This window comes from Kibdelosporangium banguiense, assembly GCF_017876405.1.
Taxonomy (GTDB): domain Bacteria; phylum Actinomycetota; class Actinomycetes; order Mycobacteriales; family Pseudonocardiaceae; genus Kibdelosporangium; species Kibdelosporangium banguiense.
Map to the genome: position 1 here is coordinate 7,714,847 of NZ_JAGINW010000001.1, position 25,519 is coordinate 7,740,365.

21 protein-coding genes are annotated in these 25,519 nt (G+C 66.3%); 8 read left to right on the forward strand and 13 right to left on the reverse strand.

What is annotated here, in order from left to right; all coding sequences use genetic code 11:
• The first annotated feature begins 26 nt into the window (after positions 1–26).
• Both JOF56_RS35590 and JOF56_RS35595 read left to right on the forward strand, forming a co-directional pair.
• A complete protein-coding gene (locus tag JOF56_RS35590; protein ID WP_209643827.1) occupies positions 27–563 on the forward strand; it encodes a VOC family protein in 537 nt (178 codons plus the stop codon).
• Positions 556–1,359: a MerR family transcriptional regulator gene (locus JOF56_RS35595; protein WP_245378512.1), complete on the forward strand. Its 804-nt coding sequence runs from the start codon at positions 556–558 to the stop codon at positions 1,357–1,359. The genes JOF56_RS35590 and JOF56_RS35595 overlap by 8 nt, the downstream gene beginning before the upstream one ends.
• Positions 1,360–1,368: 9 nt before the next feature.
• Here JOF56_RS35595 and JOF56_RS35600 read toward each other — a convergent pair whose 3' ends face one another.
• Positions 1,369–1,788 (reverse strand): MarR family winged helix-turn-helix transcriptional regulator, encoded by a 420-nt coding sequence (locus JOF56_RS35600; RefSeq protein ID WP_209643829.1) that lies wholly within the window; start codon positions 1,786–1,788, stop codon positions 1,369–1,371.
• Between the two features lie 67 nt (positions 1,789–1,855).
• Between JOF56_RS35600 and JOF56_RS35605 the strand changes: the two genes are divergently transcribed.
• Together JOF56_RS35605 and JOF56_RS35610 are read left to right on the forward strand one after the other, a co-directional pair.
• Positions 1,856–2,257, forward strand: a complete 402-nt coding sequence (locus JOF56_RS35605) for a PaaI family thioesterase (RefSeq protein WP_209643830.1) — start codon at positions 1,856–1,858, stop codon at positions 2,255–2,257.
• A 178-nt stretch (positions 2,258–2,435) separates the two neighbouring features.
• Positions 2,436–5,525, forward strand: coding sequence for a S8 family peptidase (locus JOF56_RS35610; RefSeq protein ID WP_209643831.1), 3,090 nt, complete (start codon positions 2,436–2,438; stop codon positions 5,523–5,525).
• A gap of 66 nt (positions 5,526–5,591) precedes the next feature.
• On the opposite strand, the gene JOF56_RS35615 is transcribed toward JOF56_RS35610, so the two are convergent.
• Positions 5,592–7,466: a carbamoyltransferase C-terminal domain-containing protein gene (locus tag JOF56_RS35615; RefSeq protein ID WP_209643832.1), complete on the reverse strand. Its 1,875-nt coding sequence runs from the start codon at positions 7,464–7,466 to the stop codon at positions 5,592–5,594.
• Positions 7,467–7,830: 364 nt separating this feature from the next.
• On the opposite strand from JOF56_RS35615, the gene JOF56_RS35620 reads away from it, so the two are divergent.
• Genes JOF56_RS35620 through JOF56_RS35635 form a run of 4 tightly spaced genes read left to right on the forward strand, consistent with a single transcriptional unit; the run spans position 7,831 to position 11,163 of the window.
• Positions 7,831–8,655, forward strand: a complete 825-nt coding sequence (locus tag JOF56_RS35620) for a thiamine pyrophosphate-dependent dehydrogenase E1 component subunit alpha (protein ID WP_209643833.1) — start codon at positions 7,831–7,833, stop codon at positions 8,653–8,655.
• Entirely contained in the window at positions 8,652–9,671 is a 1,020-nt protein-coding gene (locus tag JOF56_RS35625) for an alpha-ketoacid dehydrogenase subunit beta (protein ID WP_209643834.1), read from the forward strand. Before JOF56_RS35620 ends, JOF56_RS35625 begins: the two co-directional genes overlap by 4 nt.
• Positions 9,650–10,702: a hypothetical protein gene (locus JOF56_RS35630; RefSeq protein ID WP_209643835.1), complete on the forward strand. Its 1,053-nt coding sequence runs from the start codon at positions 9,650–9,652 to the stop codon at positions 10,700–10,702. Before JOF56_RS35625 ends, JOF56_RS35630 begins: the two co-directional genes overlap by 22 nt.
• Entirely contained in the window at positions 10,672–11,163 is a 492-nt protein-coding gene (locus JOF56_RS35635) for a flavin reductase family protein (protein ID WP_209643836.1), read from the forward strand. The genes JOF56_RS35630 and JOF56_RS35635 overlap by 31 nt, the downstream gene beginning before the upstream one ends.
• On the opposite strand, the gene JOF56_RS35640 is transcribed toward JOF56_RS35635, so the two are convergent.
• The 11 genes from JOF56_RS35640 to JOF56_RS35690 all read right to left on the reverse strand — a co-directional run bounded on the left by JOF56_RS35640 (position 11,153) and on the right by JOF56_RS35690 (position 25,519).
• Entirely contained in the window at positions 11,153–12,253 is a 1,101-nt protein-coding gene (locus JOF56_RS35640) for a cytochrome P450 (RefSeq protein ID WP_209643837.1), read from the reverse strand. The genes JOF56_RS35635 and JOF56_RS35640 overlap by 11 nt on opposite strands.
• 66 nt (positions 12,254–12,319) lie before the next feature.
• Complete coding sequence (locus JOF56_RS35645; protein WP_209643838.1) at positions 12,320–13,198, reverse strand: SPFH domain-containing protein; 879 nt, start codon at positions 13,196–13,198, stop codon at positions 12,320–12,322.
• A 69-nt stretch (positions 13,199–13,267) separates the two neighbouring features.
• Complete coding sequence (locus tag JOF56_RS35650) at positions 13,268–13,900, reverse strand: pentapeptide repeat-containing protein (protein ID WP_209643839.1); 633 nt, start codon at positions 13,898–13,900, stop codon at positions 13,268–13,270.
• Between the two features lie 84 nt (positions 13,901–13,984).
• Positions 13,985–14,536, reverse strand: a complete 552-nt coding sequence (locus tag JOF56_RS35655) for a GNAT family N-acetyltransferase (protein ID WP_307855399.1) — start codon at positions 14,534–14,536, stop codon at positions 13,985–13,987.
• 19 nt (positions 14,537–14,555) lie between these two features.
• Positions 14,556–15,311 (reverse strand): thioesterase II family protein, encoded by a 756-nt coding sequence (locus JOF56_RS35660; protein ID WP_209643840.1) that lies wholly within the window; start codon positions 15,309–15,311, stop codon positions 14,556–14,558.
• Positions 15,308–16,531 (reverse strand): cytochrome P450, encoded by a 1,224-nt coding sequence (locus JOF56_RS35665; protein ID WP_209643841.1) that lies wholly within the window; start codon positions 16,529–16,531, stop codon positions 15,308–15,310. Before JOF56_RS35665 ends, JOF56_RS35660 begins: the two co-directional genes overlap by 4 nt.
• Positions 16,528–19,911: a non-ribosomal peptide synthetase gene (locus JOF56_RS35670; protein ID WP_209643842.1), complete on the reverse strand. Its 3,384-nt coding sequence runs from the start codon at positions 19,909–19,911 to the stop codon at positions 16,528–16,530. Before JOF56_RS35670 ends, JOF56_RS35665 begins: the two co-directional genes overlap by 4 nt.
• A complete protein-coding gene (locus JOF56_RS35675) occupies positions 19,904–21,505 on the reverse strand; it encodes an amino acid adenylation domain-containing protein (protein WP_209643843.1) in 1,602 nt (533 codons plus the stop codon). The genes JOF56_RS35670 and JOF56_RS35675 overlap by 8 nt, the downstream gene beginning before the upstream one ends.
• A 175-nt stretch (positions 21,506–21,680) precedes the next feature.
• Positions 21,681–22,187: a hypothetical protein gene (locus JOF56_RS35680; RefSeq protein ID WP_209643844.1), complete on the reverse strand. Its 507-nt coding sequence runs from the start codon at positions 22,185–22,187 to the stop codon at positions 21,681–21,683.
• Between the two features lie 51 nt (positions 22,188–22,238).
• Positions 22,239–23,210 (reverse strand): hypothetical protein, encoded by a 972-nt coding sequence (locus JOF56_RS35685; protein ID WP_209643845.1) that lies wholly within the window; start codon positions 23,208–23,210, stop codon positions 22,239–22,241.
• A gap of 29 nt (positions 23,211–23,239) precedes the next feature.
• Positions 23,240–25,519, reverse strand: a complete 2,280-nt coding sequence (locus JOF56_RS35690) for an OmpL47-type beta-barrel domain-containing protein (protein WP_209643846.1) — start codon at positions 25,517–25,519, stop codon at positions 23,240–23,242.

Sequence of the window (25,519 nt, forward strand, 5' to 3'; positions counted from 1 at the left end):
TTACGTGAGGCTGCAGGCTGGGGTCTGTGAGTGACTACTACAACGCGTTCGAGATGAGTCCCGTGCCCGCACCCGGTCCGGATGCGGTCGCGCCGGAGCCGTTCCGTGGCATCTATGGAATGCCCGCGTTCGTGACGATCCCCACGAACGATCTGACGGCGTCGGTGGACTTCTGGATTCGCGGGCTCGGGTTCTTCGAACTGTTCGGCATCCCCGGCACGCTCGTGCATCTGCGCCGGTGGGCGTTCCAGGACGTACTCCTCATCGCGGCGGAGGACGTTGCGGAACAACCACCGGCGGTGAGCTTCAGTTTCGCGTGCGTGCTCAACCAGATCGATGCTGTCGCCGAGGCCTGTCGTGCGTTGCGCCCGGACTCGGTGGCCGGCCCACGGGACACTCCCTGGACCACCCGCGATGTGACCGTGATCACTCCCGAGAACGCGCGGATCGTTTTCACTGCGGCGAAGCCCTTTGATCCGGCCAGTGAGGAGGCGCGGAACCTCAAAGCCGTCGGGATCACCCCGCCGGGCGACGGTCGTGGTGACAATGAGGACCATGCCTGATGACACTGACGCGGACGGCCTGCCTGTCGGGCAGGTCTCGACGCGTCTGGGCGTGACAGTCCGCACGCTGCACCACTGGGACGAGATCGGTCTGGCGCGGCCGTCGCTGCGCACGGCGGCCGGATACCGGCTCTACACCGCCGGTGACCTGGAACGCCTGCACCGCATCGTCGTCTACCGCGAGATCGGCCTCGGCCTGGACAGGACTCGGGCCATTTTGGACGACACGGGTGCGGACGTACCTGGCGCGTTGCGCGCGCAGCGCGCCCAGGTCGCCGAGAAGATCGACCATCTCCAGCGGCTCAGCGCAGGACTCGATCGGATGATCGACGCGCACGAGCGCGGCCTGCTGCTCACCGCCGAGCAGCAGGCCACGATCTTCGGCCCCGACTGGAACCCGGACTGGCCCGCCCAGGCCCGTCAGCGCTACGGCGACACACCACAATGGCAGCAGTACGCCGAACTCTCAGCCTCACGCAGTCCGGAGGAATGGCAGGCCATCGCCGACGCCGTCGCCGGCCTCGACCGCGCACTCGCGGCTGCGATGGACGCCGGCGTCACACCTGGCAGCCCAGAAGCCGATCAACTCGTCGAGCGGCACCGCGAGGTCTTCGCCTCGTACTTTCCCCTCACCAGGCAGATGCAGGTCTGCCTCGGCCGCATGTTCGAGACCGATCAGGGATACGCCACTCACTACGACAGCATCCGCACCGGCCTCGCCAAGTGGTTCCGTCTCATCATCGATGCCAGCGCACGTGCCCACGGCATCAACCCCGACACCGCAACCTGGCAGTAGAAGAAGCGGTCATGACTGCCAGTCGGCGAGTTTTCGCAGGGCGTTGGCGGTGATTTCGAACTCGTCGGGGCCGATCACGGCTCTCATGTCGGCGTTGAAACTGTCGATGGCCGGGCGGACCAGGTGCAGGGCCTTGGTGCCCGCCGCGGTCAGTTCGAGGGCGCTTGCGCGGTACTGGCGGGGGTGGGCGCGTTTGGTGATCAGGCCGGCCTCGACGAGGCGACTGACCATGGCTGTGATCGCCGACTCGCGTTGGCCGAGGACGGCGGCCAGGTCCTGCTGGGTCACGCCGGGCTGGTCCTGGATGACGAACAGGGCGCCGAGCTGTGCGGTGGTGACGCCCGCGGCGGCCATGCAGCGTCGGTCCGCCGCGATCCGGAGGTGGTGGGCGGAGCGCTGGAGCATGAAGTACAGCCGCTGGTCGGTCATCCCCAGATCTTGACAAATCCCGGCGCCCGGCACATCCTCACTTCAGTAGTGAAGTGAGGTCTGGGGAATGAACGTCGACTACGCCAAGCAGGCGCTGGCGTCGCAGCCGTTCAGCGTGCTGCTGGGTGCCCGGGTCGTCGGATTCGGTGATGGTGCCGCCGTCATCGAACTCGACGTCCGTGACGAATTGCGGCAGCAGAACGGATATCTGCATGGCGGTGTGCTGGCGTACGCCGCCGACAACACGCTGACCTTCGCGGCCGGGACTGTGCTCGGCCCACAGGTGCTGACCGCCGGATTTACCATCGACTACCTGCGTCCGGCGCAAGGTGATGTGCTGCGCGCACAGGCTCATGTGGTGCAGTCGAGCCGCTTCCGGGCCACCTGCCGGTGTGAGCTGTACACAGTAGACAACTCCGGGGAACAGCTCTGCGCGGTGGCCCAGGGCACCGTGCGGAAGGTGTCCTGACTAGCCGGAACAGGGGTAACAGCTTGGGCGGTTCGGGCTCTTGTGAGGGTTGATCTCAGGGGGTTACTGTCCGCGACAAGGTGATCACCTGGAGGCACTCGTGCGCGGACGGATAATCGCGGCAGTTGTCACTGCGGTTGCGTCACTGATTGGTATACCCGCCTCGGCAGAGAAATCGGTGTTACCGCCCGAACCCGATTCGGTGATGCTGCTGACCGGCGACCGCGTGATCGTGGGCGCCGCGGGCATGCCCAGATACCTGCTGCCGGGCCGGGGCCGTGAACGCGAGCACTTCACTGTGTACCAGGTGAAGGGGCACCACTTCGTGGTCCCGTCGGACGCGATGCCGTTGCTGGCGCGCGGGGTTCTGGACGAGCGCTTGTTCGATGTGACCGAGCTGCGGGCCAACGGTTACGGCAAGGACAGCGTGCCGGTGATCGTCAAGTACAGCTCGCAGAACCGGCCGCTGACGGCGAACGTGGCCACGGATCTGCCGAGCATCAACGGTGCCGCGATCAACGCCGGTCCGGACTTCTGGAGCGGGATGTCACTCGCCCGCGCCGGATACGCCAAGATCTGGCTGGACCGCAAACGACGGGCGACGCTGGACCGGAGCGTCTCGCAGATCGGCGCCCCGGCAGCGTGGCAGGCAGGCTACACAGGCAAAGGCGTGACCGTCGCGGTGCTGGACACCGGAGTCGACGAGACCCACCCGGACCTCGCGACGCGGGAGATCGGCGGGCGAAACTTCTCCGGTTCGCGGGACAACATCGACCACTACGGCCATGGCACGCATGTGGCCTCGATCCTCGCGGGCACGGGGGCGAAGTCCGGCGGGAAGTACCGTGGCGTCGCGCCGGACGCCCGTATCCTCGACGTGAAAGTCCTGGCGGACAACGGATACGGCAGTGACTCGGCCATCATCGCGGGCATGCAGTGGGCGGTCGAGCACGGCGCCGACATCGTCAACATGAGCCTCGGCGGCTTCGACGACCCGGGCATCGATCCGGTCGAGGAAGCCGTGAACACCCTGACAGCCAAGTACGGCAAGCTTTTCGTGATCGCCGCGGGAAACTTCGGCCCTGCCGAGAGCACGATCTCCTCACCCGGCACCGCGGACGCGGCGCTGACCGTCGGGTCGGTGGACCGGCAGAACCAGATCGCCGACCTCTCCAGCCGTGGGCCTCGCGAAGGCGGCGGCACGATCAAACCCGACATCACCGGGCCGGGCGTGAACATCGTGGCCGCCATGCACGCCGAGGGCCGGATCGGCGTGCCCGCGGCGCCCGGCTACACCACACTCTCCGGCACCTCGATGGCGACGCCGCACGTGTCCGGCGCGGCCGCATTGCTTGCCCAGCAACGACCTGGGCTCACCGGTCCACAGCTGAAAGCCCGCCTGGTCGGGGCCGGCACACCGACTCCCGGCCTGACTCCGTTCGAGCAGGGCGCCGGTCGCGTCGACTCGGCCAAGGTGATGGCACAGACCGTCACGAGCAGCCCGACCAGTATCAGCTTCGGCAGCCACCATTGGCCGCACACCACCGAACCGGCGATCACGCAAGAGATCAAGTACACCAACGACGGCACATCACCGGTGACACTCGAGTTGAGGATGGACGCGACCGGACCGGCCGGCCTGTTCACGATCTCGCCCGCACAGCTGGTGATTCCGGCCGGTGGCAGTGCGACTGCGACCGCGCGGGCCGACATCCGCAACGCGCCCGACGGCGGAGAGTTCAGTGGTGCGCTGGTCGCCACGGCCCCCGGGTTCGCGGTGCGGACCCCGGTGATCGTCGATCTCGAAGTCGAGAGCTACGACCTGGTCCTCAACGCCATCGACCGGACAGGTGCGCCCGCCGACTTCGCGTCGGCGTTCCTGATCAACGTGGACACCGGCTACCGTGTCTTCCCGAACGGGTCGCTGGACGGGAAGATCGTTCAGCGGGTGGTCAAAGGCAGGTACGTGATGTCCAGCTCGGTGCTGGGCAGCGAACCGTCCACATACGACGTGCTGAACTACCCGGACCTTCTCGTGGCCGGGCCGATGACGATCGATCTCGACGCCCGCCGGGGCAAGCCCGTCAAACTGCGGCTACCTGAGCCGAACGCGACGTTGTCCTTGCTGGAGGTGGGATTCGAGCGCGTGAGCGGGCCGCACCGGTACACGGTCTCGAACCTGTCTCTGCGTGGCAGCGCCGACCATGTCGGACTCACGCACCTCGGCCCGGATTCGCCCGAGGTCACCGGCCAGCTCAGTACGAACTGGACAGTTCCGGGGTCCGCGTTCTACGGCCTGGCATGGTATGTGAAGGGGCGGACGCCGTCCGGGATCGACAAGACCATCCGGCGGGCCGACCTCGCGGCTGTCCGGGTCGATGTCGGGCCGCTGAAGGCCGGGCAGTCCGCGTTGATCGGGATGACGTCGTCACCGCACGGGCAGGGTGACTGGGGCGGCACGGGGTCGTTGTCGCCGGTGAACGCGCCAGGCGTGCACACGGAGTACTACGGCGGTGAGAACGCCGACTGGTCGCGGCGGATGAACGTCCAGGGAGACAACGGATACCAGGGCGGGCTCAACGGGCCGCCCAAACACTACCTGCCCGGCAAGTTCTACGCGGAGTCCTTCTACCGCGGGGTTTTCGGGCCGGTGTTCTCCGACAACCGCGGCGAACCCTGGGTCCAGCTGCGGGGCGACACCATGACCGCCAACCTGCCGCTGTTCGGCGATGGCTTCGGAAACGCCGGCTGGTCCACTGCGGACACGGCGTCCACCAAGTTGTATCGCAACGAACAGCTGTTGAGCGAGAACGGTGAGACGGGATACGTACGCTTCGCGGTTCCACAGGGGACTGCCAACTACCGGCTGACGGCCGACGTGACACGAACCGGCTACGAGCGGGCCACGAGCGTTTCGGCGGCGTGGACCTTCCAGGCTGATCCCGGGGCCGGGGTCAGGGCACTGCCGGTGTCCGTCATCCGGTACACACCCAGGCTCGACAGTGCGGAGAAGGCCCGGGCCGGGTCGTTGTTCATTGTGCCCGTTCAGGTCCAGACCCAGGCAGGCGCTGCGTCGCGGCCAGAGATCACGCGGGCCGAGGTGTCCTTCGACCGAGGCGCAACCTGGCAAGCCGCACCGATCTTCGGCGACTTCCTGTTGCTTTACCACCCTTACGGCGCGGAATCGGTGTCGTTGCGTGCCAGTGCGTCGGACCATCACGGCAACAGCGTCGAGCAGACGATCATCGACACTTATCTGCTGCACTGAGGAAGTGGAACCGCAAGGTGCGGGGCGCGAGGGGGGTGGCGCGAGCCGCACCTTGCGGGCTTGGGGTCACCCGCTGGGGTGAGGGGGCCGGCCGGCCCAGTGCAGCAGGCCTTGCCGTTTCATCTCGAGCGCGAGATCGATCGCCTTCTCCGGGTCGGTGTCGATCTCACCGGCGATGTCCCGCATGGTCGGCACACCGTCGGCCAGCTCCAGGATTCGCAGGCCGAGCTGGTCCAGCCCGGCCAGGGGAGTGGACGTGCCGGTGGACGACAGGGCGGCGGTCGCGTTCTGGCGTGTGCCCGGGCCGGTGACCGGCCTCAGTGTGGTGCGGTCGGGCGGCTCGATCTCCAGATCGCCGATGAACAGGCGGTCCAGCCGGGAGCTGTAGAGGCAGTCCAGCGCGTCCTGCGGGTATTCCACGATCGGCATGCCCGGCAGGCTGAACTCAGTGGTCAGCACCACCGGCAGCCCGGTCAGGTCCTCAAAGGACTCGATCAGGCCGCGCAACCGGCCGGGGTCGTCCTCGGCGACGGTCTGTACCCGGCAGGTGCCGTCCACGTGCCCGAGTTCGCCGGCCATGTCCCTGCGGTGAGCCAGGACCGGGCAGGAGTACTGCATGAACCGGCTGTCGGGGGCCGGCATGCCGAACCACTGCCCGGCCTGCTCGGCGAGGATTGATCCCGCGAACGGACGAAACGACTCGCGGGACTTCACCCGCCCGTTCAACCGGTCCTTGATGCCCTCGATGCCCGGATGGCACAGGATCGACCGGGCACCCAGCGCCCGGGGCCCGAACTCGGCGCGGTCGGCGAACCAGCCGACGATCTCGCCACGGGCGATCGCGGCGGCCGCGGCCTTGGTCACGCTCCTGGGCCGATGGACCGGCAGTAGCCATTCCGTGGCCAGCGCCTCGATGTCCTGACCGGCGACGCGCGATGGTCCTAAGTAGACGTGTTGCAACGCCGGTGAGGCCGTCGATGGCTGGGCGACGAGGTTGTGGTACGCGTAAAGTGCTGCGCCTACAGCGTTTCCGTCGTTGCCGGCGGCGGGGAAGACGAACAGCCGATCGATCTCGGTCTCGTTGCGGATCCGCGTGTTGACCGCGGGGTTCAGGAAAGCGCCGCCGGACACGACAAGTGAACGACTGCCGGTGCGAGCCAGCACGCCGCGCGCCCGGTGCAGGACCGCCTGCTCGAACTCGGCCTGGATCTGGGCGGCGAGATCGTGGTGGAACTGGTCGAATGGCTGCCGCGAGGGGCGCGGCACCAGCCGGAGCCTGCCGTTGTCGGAGACGGCGAGTCCCAGTTCCACCAACGAATCAAGCGCGTACTCGAACGACAGCTCGCCTTCGCCCGCGGGCTCGACGAACAACGCCTCCGCGGACAACGGCTTGCCGTGTGAGGCCAGATCCATGGTCTTGGCACAGTCACGGAAGCCGAGCGCGGCTGTGATGAGGCGATAGAGCTCGCCGAGACCGGTCAGGCGGTCCGGCAGCCAGGTTTGGCCGCCATCTTTCTGTACGGCATCGAGTACGCGTTCCGGGGTTTCGCCGATCCGGAAACGCAGGCCGGTCTCGCCGCTGGAACCGACGACCAGGGCCGCGGCCTCTTCATATCCCGACGAGTAGAAAGCCGCGCTCGCGTGGGCGAGGTGGCGGCTGTCCGGCATGTGCAGTGTCCGTTCCGGCGGCGCGATCAGATCGAGCGTCGGAGCCGGGTCGGCTGCGATCCAGTAGTCGATGTCGGAAGTGGTGAGATCCGCGTCGTCAAGCAGCTGGCCGACCAGGTCGGCCATTGCGATGGCGTGCGCATCCCTTGGGACCGACCCGTGTTCGATCCGTGTCGTGCGTTCGAGGGCGAGCGCGCTGCGGATCACGCCGTCCTCCACGAGGCATGTGCTGCTGTCACGCCTCAGGTTGAACCCAACGATACGGATTTTCATACCCCAGAACAATCTCGGTAGGCGGCACACACCGAATTCGAACCGATATGCGCACGACCGGCCTTTGGTGTCGGCAAGTGAATCCGAGGTGTTCCGGGCTGTCAAGGGTTTCGCGGTGATTTACGGGTTTTCCCAGTGGTGCTGGCAGCATGCTGACATTCGGCTGACATCTGGCTGACAGGTCGTTGCCCATTTTCCAGGAAGGCTTGTAACCTGCGCCGAACAGCGTTACGGATGTGCTTGAAGCGTCGTGCCCCATGGGGGAGGGATCGGGTTTTCGGTGATACGTTCAGCGATCGGGCACGCCGATTCGGGCTGTGCACTCGATGGCCGGCCAGCCGATGAAGACCTGTATTCACTGCTGATGATCCGCCGCTTCGAGGAAGCCCTGTTGCGCCTGTTCGGCGAGGGAATGATCGACGGGACCACGCACACCTGCCTCGGCCAGGAATACGTGCCGGTGGCGTTGACGCCCCTTCTCGCCGAAGGCGATTACGTGTTCAGCAATCATCGCGGGCACGGGCACTATCTGGCTCGCCATCAGGATCCGGTCGCGTTGCTCGCGGAGATCATGGGCCGGGCAGGCGGTGTGTGCGAAGGCGTCGGCGGCAGCCAGCACCTGCACCAGGAGACGTTCTTCAGCACGGGCGTGCAGGGCGAAAGCCTGCCGCTGGCTGTTGGTGCCGCGCTTCATCTCAAGCGCTCCGGCGGGGTGGCGCTTGCGTACATAGGCGACGGGACGTTCGGTGCGGGCGCGGTCTACGAGGCGCTGAACATGGCGAGCCTGTGGGACGTTCCCGTGATCGTGGCCGTGGAGAACAACCGGATCGCCCAGACCACGCCGATCGGCAAGCACATGGCCGGATCCGTGCGGGCCAGGGCGGCGGCGTTCGACATCGCCTACCGTCACTTCGAAACCCAGGACCTGCCGGTCATCCGCAACGAACTCGCGCCGGTGTTCCGAAGCGGCTCGCCCTTGATCATCGAGTTCGACACCGTCCGGCTCGGCCCGCACAGCAAAGGCGACGACACACGCGACGAAGCCGAACTGCATGCCCTGCGGCAGCGGGATTGGTGTGCCGCATACGAAACGGCCTTCCCTGAGCTGTTCGCGGAGATCGACGCGCGGGCGCGGCGGACAGTCCAGAATGCGATCGCGGAGGTCGTCTCCCGTGAGCCGGCCTCATGATCAGAACCGACCGTGTTGTGGACAACCTGAACTCCGCGCTGCACAGGCTGTTCGCCGACGATGACACGCTCTACCTGCTCGGTGAGGACGTTGCCGATCCGTACGGCGGGGCGTTCAAGGTCAGTGCCGGTCTGTCGACGGCGTTCCCTGACCGGGTGATCAGCACCCCGATCAGTGAGAACGGCATCGCCGGTGTGGCCAACGGCCTGGCGTTGTGCGGCAACCGGGTGCTGGTCGAGATCATGTTCGGCGACTTCGTCACGCTGGCGTTCGACCAGATCGTGAACGTCGCCGCCAAGTCCGTGTCGATGTACGGCCGCCGCAGGAAGATGAGCGTCATCGTGCGTTGCCCGATGGGTGGCAACCGCGGCTACGGCCCGACCCACAGCCAAAGCCTGCAGAAGCATTTCCTGGGCGTCCCGGACCTCTTGCTGTTCGAGATGTCGCCGCTGCACGACAACCTCACAGTGTTGCGGCGGATGCTGGATCTGGGCCGGCCGTGCATGTTCTTCGAGAACAAGCCGGTCTACGGCGAACGGACCCACGCGCCAGGCCCGATCGACGACCTGTTCAGGTTCGATTTCCTTGACGCAGAAGGAAATTGGGCTCGTGTATCGGTCGACGACACCGCCGGTTGCCTGCTGATCGCGCCTGGCGGCATGGTCTCCCGTGCGCTGGCGGCGGCCCGGCGACTGCTTCTGGAGCATGAGATCGACGTGACGATCGTGGTGCCCTCCCAGCTGTATCCGGTGATCGTGGAGCCGATCCTCGACGACGCCCGGCGGGCCAGGCACGTGTTCGTCGTGCAGGAGTGCACGCCAGGTGGATCGTGGGGGCACGAGGTGGCCCAGAGCCTGCATGAACTGTGCTGGGACGACCTGAACCGGCCGGTCACGCTGATCCAGTCCCGCGACAGCGTGATCCCGGCCGCCCGGCATCTGGAGCGCCGGGCGGTCGTCCAGGCCGATGACATCGTTGACAGGGTGGTGGCGGCATGCGCGAACGTCCGGCTGTGAACTCGGAGGCGGACCGGCTCCGGGCCAGGATGCGCTGGCAGAAGCGCCAGACAGGCGAACCGGACGTGAAAGTCGCTTTGCTCGCCACGTATCCCATCGACTCGCTCGTGCCCTATCTGGGCAACGCGCTCGCCGACAGCGGCAGGTCGCCGGAGCTGTGGGTGGCGCCGGTCGGCGAGATCGAGCGGCAGTGCCTGGACGGGTCGCAGGCGGCGTGTTTCCAGCCGCACCTGCTCGTGGTGGCACCGCGGTTCGAGGAGCTGTGGCCCATCAAGCCGATGCCGTTGAACCTGCCGTACCAGGAATACGAGACCGGCCTGCGGCACCTGGCCGATGTGAGCATCGAGGCGGCCAGGCTGTGGGACGCGGAGCTGGTGTTCGTGCTGCCGGCCGTTCCCGAACTGCGTCCGGCCGGGGTCGGTGACGACGGGAACGCGGAAGGTGTTCTCGCGACGGCGTTCCGCGCCCGGGAAGGTGTCCGGCGGCGGCTGGAGGGGCACGCGGTGGTCGACGCCGAGGTCGTGCTGCGTTCGATCGGCACCCGCAGCGCCTACCGGCAGAGCGTGTTCTCCGAGGAGTACTTCGAACTGCTGGCGCACCGCATCAGCCGGGTCGTCGCGCTGCGCCGGCACGCACATTCGCCGCTGATCGTGCTCGACAAGTCGATCGGCGCGACCCTGGACCCTCTGCTCGACGAACTGACGAGACTGGGTGCCCTGATCGAGCGGGGCCAGGCCAAACAGGTCGAGCACCTGGCGACCGGCGCCGAACGCGTCGTGTTCATCAGCCCGGACCCGTCGGCGATCGCCCAGGTCGGCCGCGAGGCCGCGGGCGTGGTGCCGCTGTTGCTGCCCGCCGACCGGGAATCCTGGACGCGGGTGGTCAACGACAGTGGCCTGGTCGACCAGATCCCGCCGGTTGCGGTGCAGCACAACCCGATGCCGTTGCCGCCCGATCCGGTCCGGATCGGCGACCACTCGTTATCTACCGAGGCAAGGGAATGGATCACCAAGACACCGCTGACGAGGTAAGCGATCGCGGTTTCCGGTCGGTGATGGCCGGATTGCCCAGCAGTGTCGTGGTGGTGACCACAGTGGACCCCGAAGGCGGTCCGCAGGGCGTGACCTGTTCGACGCTGTGTGCCGTCTCGCAGGACCCGCCGTTGTTGCTGGTCTGTATCCCCAATGACAGCCGTACCCTGGCCGCGTTGCAGGACCGTGGACTGTTCGTGGTGAACATGCTGCACAAGCACGGGGACGACGCGGCGCGGGTGTTCGCCGCCGAGGGCCACTTCCGGTCGGTGCTGTGGGCGCCGAGCCGCCGGGACAAACTGCCGCTGCTGATCGACGACGCGCATTGCGTGGCCGAATGCCGGGTGTGGTCCGTGGTGGCCGCTGGTGATCACACGGTCGTCATCGGCGAGGTCCGGTCATACGAAAAGCTGAGGTCGGTGGCGCCACTGCTGTCCGTGCCGCCGGAGGTCAGTGCCTGAACCGGACCGGCATCGCGGAAATGCCGTTGAGGAACGTGGATCCGAGGTAGTCCGGTGTGTCGGCGAGCTCGACCTGGCGGGTGCGCCGGCTCAGCTCGTCGAACAGGACCCGGATCTGCAGGCGCGCCAGGTGATCGCTGAGGCACGAGTGCGGGCCGCCCGCGCCGAAGGCGACATGCGGGTTGGGGGAGCGTGTGAGGTCGAAGGACATGGGCTCGTCGAACACAGCCTCGTCGCGGTTGGCGGCGATGTAGTACATCGCGACGCGATCGCCTTTGCTGATGGGCTGTCCGGCGATGTCCGTGTCCTTGGTCGCGGTGCGTTGGAACTGCATCAGAGGTGAGACCCAGCGCAGCATCTCGTCGGCACCGGTGGCCATGATCGCCGGATTGTCCCGCAGCAGCCGCCATTGCCGGGGATGTTCGATCAACGCGAGCATCGCGCCGGCGAGCAGGTGCTGGGTGGCCAGATGCCCGGCCGTGATCAGCACCAGCACCAGCAGCTCGAATTCCCGTGTGGTCAGGCCGGTTTCGCCACGGATGTCGCGGGCGAACCGGAACAGTTCCATGGTCGCGTTCATCGGCGATTCGAGTGGGTCGCTCAGTTCCCGCGCGATCCACTGGACATGCCGGCGATCCTTCTGATCGGGGAAACCGAGCAACTCCGCGAGTACGGACATGCAGAACTCGGCGGCGACGTCTTTGGCGAAATCACAGTCGTCGAGTTCGAATGCCCGGTCCAACGTCCGTGTGCACAGCGCCCTTACGCGGCGTTCGGACAGCGCGAGGATAGGCGCTGCCAGCCGGCGCAACCTAGTGTGGGACGGCGGATCCAGGTTGAGCATCGTCGGGCTGGGTTCGTTTCGCGGGCCGTATGGGATTTCGTTGAGCAATGCCCCGTTCGGCACAGAGGAGAAAGTCTCCCCGTCGCGGGAAACTCGTACCACGTCCGGGTGACGGGTCACTACCCAGAAGGGTGGCAGGTCTTCTCTGCGGTGCAGGAAAACCGGGGCCTCAAGACGCAACCGGGCGAACGCGTCGTGGGGCGGGCCGAAAAGGAACGTGTCCGGACTGACCAGATCAATGTCCAAGGGACCAGCCTTGTCTGACAGCGACAACCGTAACCGGAACGATACTGGTCCCTTGGACGAAGGCGGCTACTTGTTCGGCGAGACGATGATCGAGGAGCCCTGCGGCACCGGCAGGACCTGGACCCGGCCTGCCTTGATCGCCTCGTTGACCGCCTGTTGCTGCTGGTAGGCCTGGTAACCGGGGATGCCGCCGGGGAAGTTCGCGGCGGCCTGCTTGTCCACCTCGGCGGCCTGGCTGCGCAGCTCGGCGGCCTGCTTGTCGGTCAGGCCCTGGACCAGCGCGGGCTGGATGCTGGGCTTCTGCAGCAGCACGGAGTTGATGGTGATCAGGTCGACGCCCTGGGTGAGGCTCTTGAGGACCTCCGGCAGCTGGGCGAGGACGTCCTTCTCCCACTGGGCCTTGGCGGCGGCGTCGTTGTACAGCTTCTGCCACGGGTACTTCAGCGCCTCGTTGTCCGTGGCCCGGTCGAGCGCAGCGCCGACGTAGTTGCGCAGCAACGCCGTCCAGCCGGGTTTCATCTGCTCGCCGCCGTCGGTCGGGGCCGCGTCGTACTTGTAGGCGATCAGCTCGTGGAACATCTGGATCTTGCCGCCCGGCCAGGTCTTGCCGGTCGGGTCGGTGAACTCGGTGCAGTCGGTGGTCAGGGTGAACTTGACCGTGCCGTTGACCTTGATCTCCTGCGAGTCCTGCGTGGTGGAGGTCAGCGGCGCGGAATCGATGCCGTCGCTTTCGCCGAACGTGAAGTCGCGCTGCCCTTTCGGGTAGTAGTAATGGTCGTCGTTGATGTCACTGACATCGCGGTCGTCCTCGCACTCGACGAACTTGCGCGAGTCGAACGGGCCGGCCCCGTACTGCAACGACACCTCGCTGGACGTCGGATTGGCGATCGAACACCCCGCGACGACCACTAACAACAACGGCACGACTGCTAAACGGCTCTTCATCAGGGTTCCCCTCGGCTCGGGCAGGTCGGGAGACCTTATCGCCCAGCCCGCGGGACCAGTCCCGCCAACTCAGTCCTTGATCGTGATCCCCAGCGCGCCGGCCAGGCTGTACGCCAGGCTCTGCAGGTCGCCGCTGTGGATGACCGCGCCCGCGAAACTCGTCACGCCGTTGACGCCCAGCAGGTCGCAGTCGGTGAAACCGGTCTTGGCCATCGTGGCCTCGGCGAACCTGGCCTCCCGCAGATTGCAGCCCTCGAATTGTGTGCCGGTGAGATCCGCGTTCTGGAAGTCGGCGCCCTGCAGATTGCAGTTGCGGAAAACCGTGCGCCGAAACCGCGAGAACCGGAAGGCCGCCAGATCGGCCCGGCAGTCCTCAATGGTCGTGTCCCGCAAAGAGCACTCGGCCCACGAGGACCCAGTCATCCGGCTGCCGGTCAACAGCACCCTGAGCAGAGAGGTGTCGCGAGCCGAGACATTGGCCAGGTCACTGTTCTCGAACAAGGTCTCGGTGAAGCTGGACTTCACCACCCGCAACCCCGACAGCTTGGTGTCGGAGAACCGGCACCGCTCAAGCTCAAGCGACTCGACAGCCCGCCCGGACAGCTCAAGACCCGAATAGTGCACGCCGCGATAGACGACATCATCCTCGAAGTCATGCTCCTCAAGGTTCCCCGGAATCAGCGCGGCAGCCTGTCGACCCATACCCAGGACCCTACCGACGAGCAGCCCCGAAACTGTCGTACCCCCAGTGCACACTCGCCTTCATGCTTGTGAGCAAAGGCCGGGTCACGGTGTATGGGCTGGGCGGGGGTCGGTAGCGAGGATGGCCATGGTGATGGCGTCGTGCCACTTTCCGTCCCAGAGCAGGGCGTCGCGGCGGGTGCCCTCCTCGATGAAGCCGCATTTTGTGTAGACGTGGCGGGCGCGGGGGTTGAAGTCGTAGACCTCGAGTTCGACTCGGTGCAGGCCGGCTACGTCGAAGGCGTAGTCGAGCACGAGCCGGATGGCCTCGGTGCCGTAGCCGAAGCCGTACGCGTGGGGCCCGACGAGGCTGATGCGGAAGTTGACCGACTGGTTCGCGGTGTTCAGGTTGTTGAGGACGATCTCGCCGACGAAGGTGTTCGCGCGCATGATGGCCCAGTCGGCGCGGTCGTTGTGCTCGGTGCGGGTGGCCAGCCAGTGGCGGGTGAGTTCCTGGGTGAATTCCTGCTGGGTGCCGGTCAGGCGCTTGCCCTCGGGATCGGACATCATCGCCCAGTAGCCGCCGAAGTGTTTCTCCGACAGTTGCTCGAGGCGGACAAGCGAGCCGGTCAGCACCGGCTGATTCTCCAACGTCACTCTGCCACTCAACCAGGCTTCACCCAGAGGAGCGACTCAAGGCGCCGGTGATCTTCGCGAGGATCTCCGTGCGTGCGTCGAGGAGGTAGTAGTGGTCACCTGGCAGGGTTCCGGTTTGTACGGACGCTTCGGTGTGACGGCCCCAGCCTGGTGATTCGGCAGCGGGTACGTGGGGGTCCTCGCGGCCGACGAGCACGGTGATGGGGCAGGTGAGCTCCTGTCCGGGACAGTACTCGTAGGAGTAGAACATTCGCAGGTCGTTGTGGATCGCGGGGATGATCACGGCACGGGTTTCGGGGTCGTCGAGTGCGCCGGAGTCGAAGCCGATTCGACGCAACTCGGCGATCACGTCGTGCTCGCTGCTGAAAGTCTCGCCGTTCGGGCGGCGACGATCTGGGGGCACGCAACCGGAAACGAAGAGATGGCAGATTCCTGGCGTGCGTTGCGCCGCCAGGATTCGGGCCGCCTCATAGCCGACGAGAGCTCCCATGCTGTGCCCGAACAGTACGCACGGACGGTCGACGAGCCATTGCAGAGCCGCTGCCACTCGACGGGCGGCCACGAGAAGGTCCGTGACCGGCGGTTCGCCGAGCCGGTCCTCCCGGCCGGGTAGTTGTACCGCCCAGAGCTCCACACCGGGCGGGACGTCCGCCGTCCAGGGATGGAAGAAACTCGCACCCCCACCGGCCGGCGGGACACAGACGATTCTGGCCCGGACGTCCGGATGCGTGGCCAGCAGCCGGAGGTTCTGCTGCCAGGGAGGTGCGATCGTCATGTTCCCGCTCCAACGAGAGAGACATCCGCGGTGACCGGCAGGTGCAGATAACCCCGCAGTACGGAACGAAGGTTGTGTGTCGGTGTCCGGGCGGCACGAAGCTCAGGCAGGCGGGACAGCAGTTTGCTGAAGATGAGGGCGCCTTCCTCTCGCGCCATGGCCGCGCCGATGCAGAAATAGGATCCACCGCCGAAGCTGAGGGGTGGCGGACCTGACCGGCCGGGCACGAAACGATCGGGTTCGGTGTAGACAGCGGGGTCGCGGTTGGCGGAACCGAGCACGATGGCGAGTTCCGCGCCTGCGGGCAGTCTGGTTCCGCCCAGCTCGGTGGCGGCCACCGTGATGCGACGGGTGACTTGCATGGGAGCGTCGTACCTGAGCATTTCGGTCATCGCTGCCTGAATGAGGCTTGGTTGCGCACGCAGCTGGGCCACGACCGGAGGCGAACTCAGCAGCGCGGCCACACCGTTGCCGATGAAGTTGCTGGTGTTCATCGTCCCGGCGACGAAGATGGAGGCGAACATCGAGGTGAGCTCGTGCCAGGAGAGGGTCCCGGCCTCATGGACCTGCACCAGGTGGGACGCGAGGTCGTCGCCGGGATGGCGCCGGCGTGCCTCGATGACCTGCTCGAAGTAGACCTCCAGCTCCCGCAGGCTCTGATCGGCGGCCGCGAGGTCCGGTTGGGACAGCTGGGGTTCCAGCAGGTTGGCCAGGGCGAGTGAATGCGGCCGCAAGCCCGCGATCTCGTGCTCGGGCAGTCCCAGCAACCTGGCGATGCTGATGCTCGGCAGCCGGTAGGACAACACATTCTGGATGTCCGCCTCGCCGTGTGCGGCTATCTCCGCCACGAGATCGTCCACCAGAGTGTCCACGGTGGCCGACTCCGCGGCGATGTGCGAGGTGATCCGTCGCTTCGTGAAGAACCTGCTGACCACGCCGCGACGCCGCGGGTGTGACTCCGGATCGCCGAACTGCATCGTCCGCATCAGACAGACGACAGCCGGGTGACTCTCCCAGTCGGGGATCCGGCGTTTCACCCACGCTTCGTCGGGACGCCCGAAACCGGACAGTGCCTGTGCACAGTCGGCGTATCGGACGATGAGGATTGCCTGGTGCCTCTCGTCGTAGACCGGTGGGTGCTCCCTCAGACGGTCGTAGAGCGGGTAGGGATTGTGGCGTCCTTCCTCGGTGTCGAGCAGCTGCAAAGTTTCGGAGATCATCGGGGTGCCTTCCTCTCGTCGAGCAGCAGGGTTGCCAACGCGGCCACGGTCGGTGCGGAGTACAGCTCGCGCAGGCTGACCTGCCAGTGCAGGTTGTCGCGCAACGACTTGGCGAGTTTGGCCGCGAGCAGGCTGTTGCCGCCCAGCGCGACGAAGTTGTCGGACCGCCGGCTGACCGGACGGCCCAGGACGAGCTCCCACTGGTGGGCGATGGTCTGTTCCAGTCCTGCCCTCGGGGGTTCGGCGGACACCGGTGCCGTCTCGACCGATTGCGAAGCCCAGGCGGTCAGGGTCTTTCGGTCGACCTTCCCGTTGGCGGTGAGCGGCAGTTCGTCGATGACGAAGAACTGAGCGGGGACTTCGTAGATCGGCAACCGAGCCGTCAGGCAGGACCTCAGATTGTCGAGGTCGACCACGCCGTTCGTCGCGACCAGGAAGCTCACGAGCCGCGGTCCGGCGGCCACAGTCGTACTCCGGTCGATCGCCGGGTGGTGGTGCAGCGTGGCGTCGATCTCGCCCAGTTCGACGCGGAAACCGTTGATCTTCACCTGGAAGTCGGTGCGGCCCAGGATCTCCAGGACACCGCCTGGCCGGTAGCGCACAAGATCACCTGTCTTGTACCAGCGTTCGCCGCCATGCCATACGAACCGTTCGGCTGTCTGCCGGGGATCGCCGCGGTAGCCCTCGGCCACACAGACGCCGCCGACCCAGAGTTCACCGGCCAGCCAGTCGGGACAGTCCCGGCCGCGGGCGTCCACCACCCGGTGGCGTTGGTTGCTCAGCGGGAATCCGTAGGGGATCGAGGTCCAGTTCTCCTCGACGCGATCCACGTCGAACGCGTTGGACCAGATGGCCGTCTCTGTCGGCCCGCCCAGCGCGACCAGCTTGCACCGGCCTTCGCTCGACGCTTCCAGGCGTCCGGGCAGATCGCGGGGAATCCAGTCGCCCGACAGCAGGGCCAGCCGGAGACTCGCGGGAAGTGGTCGTGACAAGGACAGCAGGGCGCCCATCGACAGAGGGACCGAGTTCCAGATGGTGACCTGGTGGCGCTCGATCAGCTCCCACCAGGCGCCGGGATCCCGTCGCTGCTGCTCGGTCACGAGCACCAAGGCACCGCCGGTGGAGAGCGGACCGAAGTTGTCGTAGACGGAAAGGTCGAAGTCCAGCGCTGTCAACGCCAGCGCCCGGTCGCCTTCGCCCACGCCGTAGCGCTCGTTGACCCAGTCGATCGTGTTGACGGCGGCGCGGTGGGAGACCTCGACTCCTTTGGGGTTTCCGGTCGAGCCCGAGGTGAAAATCAAGTACGCCAGACTGTCCGGTGTTCGACCGGCCGGATGGGGCAGTGGCTCGGCGCTCGCGGCTTCGGTGGCGGTCAAAACCCGGACCGGGACCTCGGGGCCGTCATCGGCGGTCAACGCGAGGCGAACGCCTGCGCTTTCAAGGATCTGCCGCTGCCTGTCAGGCGGCGTGTCAGGACCCACGGCCACGTAGGCCGCGCCTGCGGCCAGGATGCCCAGAACAGCCGCGATTTCGCCGTCACCTTTGGGCATCACGACCGCGACGACCTCCGAGGGGCTGACACCGAGTTCACGCAGCGAAGCGGCGATTCTCAGCGCGGAATCCGCCAACTGTCCATACGACACCGTCCGCCCGTCGCGGTAAAGGGCGGGCTGGTCGGGATGTTCCTTGGCACGTAAGAAGAATCGGTCGTGAAGAAGGGCGGGTCGAGGTGCTGTCGTGGAGTGGACTGCCTCACGTGCGGCTCGCTGGTGGGCTGGCAGGGCGATTTCCACCGGTCGCGACCAGACCGTTTCATCAGTGGCCAGGTCGCTCACGAGCCTGGTGTACGCGGCGAACGCGTCCTCGACGACACCCGGCTCGAACAAGCCGTCGACCGCGTCCCACACCAGGTCGACCCGGTCCTCGTGGTAGAAGACCTGGTGGTCCAGCCATACCTGTGGGGTCTGCGTGATCATGTACCCCAGATCGCCGAAGCACTTGCGGAACAGCGGCGTGACCATGTCACCGCCGAACGCGTCGAACACGTTGTAGGAGAAGACAATCGGGGCCGGGTTGCCGTAGACGGAGTCCCGTTGGGCCAGGTCGCGTAACATCTCGACGCCGTAGTACTCCCCATGAGCCGCGTTGGCCCGGTGGGTCCGTTGGACACCGAGGACGCGCTGGGCGAAAGGCAGTTCGGCGGACAGATCGACGGGGAACAGGACGACGTTGGAGAAATCGCCGACCATGTCCGGCACCGCCGGATGCGTACTGCGCCTGCCGAAGTGAGGCATGTTGAGCAGAAACCGCGGTTCGGTACTCCACCGGCCGAGCACTTCGGCGTAGGCCGTGGCCAGAGCCATGGCCGGGGTCACGCCATGGGACTGGGCGTGGCCGACGAAACGCTGCCAGTCCGTCTTCGGCATGGCGTGGCTGTGTCTGCGAAACCGTGGGCGGCGAATGTGTTCGGGTGCGACGGCCAGCGGACTCGCGGGCGCTCCCGGAAGACTGGGGAGAAGATCGCGCCAGTAGTCCTTGTCGGCTTGCCGCACATCGGCCATCTGCCCGCGCCGATCAGCGAGGTATTGCGGGAACTCGTATCCGACGGGCGGCAGCGGCTTGGCCGGGTCGCTGTAGTGACGGCTGAGATCGTCCAGGATCACCTGGACACTTCGGCCGTCGGCGACCAGAAGGTCGAACTCGCAATGAATCCGGGCGAATCCGTCGTGGGCGAGGGTGAGCTGGATATCGAAGACCTCACCACGCTCGACATCGAGACGGCGGTGTGACAGTGCGTCGCGGATGCGAGCCAGGGCTTGCTCGGTCTCCGCCGCCGGTTTCCCGCGCAGATCGTGGACCACCAGTTCGGACCATGGGGATTCGGGCATGATCTGCTGGCGGCCGTCAGGCAGGAACCGCGCTCGAAGCATGCCGTGCCTGCGCAGCAACGCGTGCACCGCTGCTTGCAGCCTGTCCGGTTCGATGTCGTTCGCGTCGAACTCGAAATAGACGTGAGAGCCGACACCGCCAAGCGGTTGATCGTCCGCCCGGCCGACCCAGTACGCCTGCTGTGTCGGCGTCAGGTCGAACGGGGCGTGAATGTCGATCGGTACCGGGCGGGCGGCAGCGGGCTGGGCCTCGTCGATCGCCCTGGCCATGCTCGTCAGTCCGGGGTTGCTGTTGAGTGTGTCGAAGGACAGCGTCCGCGGGCCGAAGACCGTCTCCACGCGGTGCACCAGGGAGATCGCGGCCAGGGAAGTACCACCGAGCTTGAAGAAGTCGTCGGTGGCGAGGACTTCGGATTGCTTGAGCGTGTCGCGCCACATCTCGGCGAGCGTTGCCTCGGTGGCGGTCATGGTGCGGTTGATCGCGTCACGCATGGCAGGAGGCTCCTTGACCTGCTTCGGGTTCGCGCGAGGCGAGCAGCGCGTGCCGGTCGACCTTTCCGTGGGAGGTCAACGGAAGGGCGTCGCGAAGGTCGATTCGCACCGGGACCATGTAGCGGGGCAACACTGTCGCCAGGTGCTCCCGCAGACTGTCCGCGGTTGTGCGGGTGTTGTCCGGCACGACAAAGGCCACCAGGGACCTGTGATCACCGTCGTCACGAACGGTCACGTAGCACTGCCGCACCGCTGGGTGGGCGTTGAGATGGTGGCTGATCTCGCCTGGTTCGATCCGGAAGCCGTTGACCTTGACCTGGTCGTCCTGCCTTCCGGTGAAGACCACGTCGCCGCTGGGCAGGAGGTAACCGTGGTCGCCCGTGCGGTAGAGCCGTTCTCGTACACCGGCAATGTCGCGGTGTACGAAGCGTTCCCTGGTGAGATCGGGCAGTCCCAGGTACCCGGCCGCCAGGCCGTCGCCCGCCAGGCAGATCTCCCCGATCTGGCCTGGCCCGCACAGCGTCCGCGCATTGTCGGCGAGAATGTAGAGCCGAGTGTTCTGCAGCGGGCGGCCGATCGGAACTGGAATGTCGCCGCGTGGCACGTCGTCGATCGGGTAACACGTCGCCACACATGTGGACTCGGTGGGACCGTACAGGTTGAACACTCGGCCGGGCCCGTAAATGCGCAGGGCCTTGGCCATGTGCCGGCGAGACTGTGCCTCACCGCCGACGGTGATGGTCGCGACGGAATCGAAGATCTCCGGAGCCTCGTCGAGAACCAGGTTGAACAGGGCCGTGGGGATCGCCACGAGGTTGACGCGGCCCGCCCGGATCACCTCGTTCAATCGGGAGAGACGGATCGGCTCGGCGGGATACATCACCAATGTCCCGCCGCTGAGCAGCGCACCCCAGATCTCCGAGGCCGCCATGTCGAAGGTGAGCGCCCCCAACTGGAGGATCCGGCTGTGCTCGTCCACCGGCCCGAAAGCGGTGAAATGCACTGTCCGGTTGATGCCTCGGTGAAGGATCGGCACACCCTTGGGGCGTCCGGTCGACCCCGAGGTGTAATAGACACAGGCAATACTTTCCGCGGACGCGGCGCACGGCGGGTTCGAGTCACACCCGGTCAGGGCCCGCGCATCAAGGAGAAAAACGCGGTTTTCGAAACCGGCTGCCCTTTCCATTGGCTTGTCGCTGATCAGCCATTCGCAGCCGGAATTCGTGACGACGTGATGGAAACGTTCGTCCGGCCAGTGCGGGTCCAGCGGAACGAAACTCGCCCCGCACTTGAGGATTCCCAGCAGCGCCACCAACATGTCCGGTGAGCGGGGTACGCACACGCCGACGATCGTGCCCGGCTCGGCGCCTGCGTTACGAAGATCCCTGGCCAGGCCGTTGGCCAGCCGGTTCAGCTCACGGTAGCCGACTTCGCGATCGCCTTGGACGGCCGCGATCGCGTCCGGCCGGTTCTCGGCCCAGTACTCGAACTGTTCCTGCATGCTGCTGTCGCGCGGATAGGTCGTTGTCGTCCGGTTGATCTCCCGGTGAATTGCCAATGCCGGATTCGGGCAGAACACGGCAGGCGGTGCCAATTTTTGATCAAGAATTGGATGATCTGCCGCCTGTCGTGTGCGCTGCGCCACCGGCGAGCGTATTTCACGAAGCATGCCGAAATCGTAACCGCGCAACCATGTTGAAATATCAACTCAACGGAACAGGTGGCGAACTCTGCCCGGAGTTGCCTCTTTTCCGGTGATTGATCGGGCATCATGCCCGGTACGGGGCCGACTCGAGCAGGTGGATCAGCTGCCAGCGGGCTTCTTCCCAGCGGGCGCGGGTGGCCTGGGCCTGACCTTCCATAGTGGACTGATCGTGCGGGAGGGTGACCACTCGCTGGCCTTCGTGGGCGACCGTCCGGACGTCGATCCGGTCGAACTGGCCGTGCACGATTCCCTCGCGCATCATCTCCTGCTGCCAGCAGGCGGAGACGGCGATCACGGAGATCCAGGTGATCTGTTCGGCCACGCGGCTGCCGTTGACCTTGACGGTGAAGTAGCCGCGGCGGGCGTCGGCCAGCGCGGCCATGGTGCCCTCGCCGGAGAAGAGCGACTCGGCGATCTGGAGGTATGCCAGGGCGGAGCCCAGCTCGGCGGGGCTCAGCATCGAACGGCACTCGTGCATGGCGTGCCTGGCGTAGGCGAGGCACAGCAGTTTGCCGTGCACTTCGTCGACTGAGTACAGCTGCTGGGTCAGGACCCGAGGAATGTCGATCATGGTGTCTCTTCCCGGGCTCGTGGGCAGTTCACGAGCCCGGGAAGATATCACTTACAGCCGCGCCTTGCCGGAAACCGCGGCCTCACCGGTCGCGGCTGCCAGACGCGCCTGCGAGCGCTGCAGGCCGGTACCACGCGTGCCCGCGGCGGCTGCGGCGCGAGCCGCTGCCGGGGTGCTGTGGTCACCGACGATGCCGCCACGGATCCTGTTGTTCGTGGCGACCTCCGAGGCCGGGTTGTTCGCCGTGAGCTCGAGCTTGCCGTTGACGATGTTGTCGTCCAGCGACGAACGGCCCGTGGTGTTGGAGATGACGACGTCGCGGGCGAAGTAGCCGCCGGACGCGCAGCTGTCCAGGCCGCCGTTCGGGCCGAGCTGGACACCGCCCTGGTTGCCCGCGAACGTGGCCTTGCCCTGCACCGCGCTGCCGCAGACGACGCTGCCGGTGGCGTTGTTCAGCACCGACACCGTCCCGTCCACAAAGGAGCCGTGCAGGTCGGTGTAGTCCGCGGCGCTCGTGCTGATGTTGCCGGTGACCTCCGTGTCGGCGACGTGCACCTCGCCCACGCCGGCCTGGATGTTGCCGTCGACCTTCGAGCCCTGCTCGACGAACAGGAAGCCCGCGATGGTGGCCGAGCCCTTCGGTGCCACGACGACCCGGCCGGTGTCGGTGTTGCGCATGTAGATGCCGAAGCCGCCGGCCGCCAGGTTCACCTCGCCGTCGATGCGGGTGTCGGTGGTGTCCAGGTACCCGTCGGAGGCCACGCGGACCTCGCCGTTGATGGTGCCGCCCTTGACGATCAGGTTGGCCCCGGCCGCGACCCGGACATTGCCGGTGATCGTGGTGCGGTCCAGCGAGCAGGACTCGCCGGCGGGCACGTACAGGTCACTCGGCACGGTCACCGGCCCACCGCTGCCGATGCAGTACATGACCAGATCCGCGTTGGCGTTCTGCGCGGTGAACATCACGGACGCGGTGACGATTGCGCTCAGCGTCGCGAGCGCGGATGCGGTCCGTCTAGCCATCTTTGTTCTCCCTGCTGCGTTGAAAGGAACTAGTTGCCGATGTCGGATCGCGCTGCCGCGCGCACTACGGTGCTCTGCTCCCGGAGGGTCAGCACACCCCTGGCCACCAAGGCGTCGGTGACGAGCTCGACGTGCCGGACGAACGCCCCGTGGCTCGGGTATTCGCCGTTCTGATCGATCAGGTCGCTGACGGTGCAGCCGTTCCCGGTGTCCTTGTTGGCCACGCGGGTGTCGTCCCGGCCGATGATCACCGTCGCGCGGTTGTCACCTTCCGGGCACGCGTCCGAGCCCTGCTCGACCACGGTGAAGGACACCGACTTCTCCGCCGCGGCGTTCCCGGCGTTGTCGGTGGCCCGGTACTTCAGGGTGTGCGCACCGAGCGCACTGACCTGGACTGATGCCGTGTACGCCGTCCAGGCACCGTTGTCCAGGGCGTATTCGACGGTCTTCACGCCGGACTGGCTGTCGGTCGCGATGATCGTCACAGTGGCGGAACCGAGGTAGTTGCCCTGCGGGTCCTTCGCGCCGGTCACCGTCGCGGAGGTGTTCGGTGCCGTGGTGTCCGGCGGCGCGGTCACGGTGAAGCTGACCATGCCTTCGGGGGACACGTTGTTGGCGTTGTCGGTGGCGCGGTAGTGGAGCATGTGTGAACCGGCGGTGGTCACGTCGACCGGTGCCGTGTATGCCGTCCAGGCTCCGCTGTCGAGTTTGTATTCGATGGACTTCACGCCAGAACCCGCGTCGGTCGCCGTCACAGTGACGGTCGCCTTGGCAGTGTTGTTCCCAGCGACTGAAGCATTCGCAGTCGGGGGAGTCGTGTCGGGAGGTCCGGTCACCGTGAAGTTGACAGTGCCTTCGGGTGAGACGTTGTTGGCGTTGTCGGTGGCGCGGAAGGCAAGCGTGTGTGCGCCGGCCGCGGTTACCTCAACCGGTGCCGTGTAGGCGGTCCATGCTCCACTGTCCAACTTGTACTCGATGGACTTTACGCCGGTGCCGCTGTCGGACGCGGTGACGGTGACTGTTGCTTTGGTGGTGTTGTTGCCTGCCACCGAAGCGTTGACCGTCGGGGGAGTCGTGTCGGGAGGCCCGGTCACGGTGAAGCTGACCATGCCTTCAGGCGAGACGTTGTTGGCGTTGTCGGTCGCGCGGTAGTGGAGCATGTGTGAACCGGCGGTGGTCACGTCGACCGGTGCCGTGTATGCCGTCCAGGCTCCACTGTCGAGCTTGTATTCGATCGATTTCACGCCGGTGCCGCTGTCGGAAGCAGTGACAGTGACCGTGGCTTTCGTCGTGTTGTTGCCTACGACGGAAGCGTTGACTGTGGGCGGAGTGGTATCGCCTGCCACGACCGTGAAGCTGGCCATGCCTTCGGGGGACACGTTGTTGGCGTTGTCCGTGGCCCGATAGTGCAGCATGTGTGAGCCGGGCGTGGTGACGTCGACTGGTGCTGTGTAAGCAGTCCAGGCCCCGCTGTCGAGTTTGTACTCGACGGACTTCACGCCGGAATCCGCGTCGGTCGCCGTCACTGTGACGGTGGCCTTCGCGGTGTTGTCGCCTGCCACTGTGGCGTTCACTGTCGGCGGGGTCGTGTCCCGGGGTGGTTCGACCACTCTGAATTGCTTCGAGCTGACCGGAGAGACGTTGCCCGCCTTGTCGGTCGCCCGGTACTGCACGGAGTGGTCACCGATTCCCGTGACTTGTACCGGTGCCGTATATCGTTGGTACGAGGTGTCGTCGACCTGGTACTCGATGAAGTCCACACCGGACTGCGCGTCCGAGGCCGTCACGTTGACAGTCGCGCTGCCGACGTAGTTGCCGTTCGTGTCCTTGGTTCCGGTCACGGTGGCGTCCACTGTCGGTGGCGTGGTGTCCGGCCCGGCCGGTAGGACGGTGAGCTCGCCGACCATCGTGAAGTGGCCGGGAATCACGCAGTGGTAACGGTACTTGCCCGGCGTCAGCACGACGTCGACCTGGTGCTTGCCGTTGTTCGGGTCGTACGGGTAGGCCAGGATGTCGACGTTCACATCGTGGTTGTACCCGGGTGTGTCGGTGTCGAAGGTCAGCGTGTGCGACATGTTGGTGGTGTTGCCGGTCGCCTCGCTGTTCTCGAAAACGATCGTGGCCGCCCCGGCCACCGCCGTGGTGGGGACGGACTTGTAGCTGGTCATGCTCTTGTCGGCGGTCCAGGTCAGGACCTGCGCTGCGGCCGCCGGCCGGACCGGCGCGGGAACCGCGGAGGCCGGCATGACGGCCGCCAGCGATGTCACCATCAGCGCACCGGCCACGCCCACGACTAGACGTCGAAACAT